The organism is Achromobacter sp. GQ309, assembly GCF_059759315.1.
Map to the genome: position 1 here is coordinate 1 of NZ_JCAXDP010000025.1, position 350 is coordinate 350.

Sequence of the window (350 nt, forward strand, 5' to 3'; positions counted from 1 at the left end):
GTGCAGGTCGTCTTGACCGTCGGAACGATACCGACGATTTCGATTTCTTCGCCGACCTTGATGATGCCGCGTTCGATACGGCCGGTCACCACGGTGCCGCGACCCGAGATCGAGAACACGTCTTCAACGGGCATCAGGAACGCGCCGTCGATGGCACGCTCAGGCGTCGGGATGTACGAATCCAGCGCAGCAGCCAGCGACAGGATGGCCTGTTCGCCCAGTTCGCCCTTGTCGCCTTCCAGCGCCAGCTTGGCCGAACCCTTGACGATCGGGGTGTCGTCGCCCGGGAAGTCGTACTTGGACAGCAGTTCGCGAACTTCCATTTCCACCAGCTCGAGCAGCTCGGCGTC

The 350-nt window shown here is 62.3% G+C and carries 1 pseudogene; it reads right to left on the reverse strand.

What is annotated here, in order from left to right:
* Positions 1 to 350: pseudogene (gene tuf / locus AC6CIE_RS27825) on the reverse strand (elongation factor Tu); the annotation flags it as partial.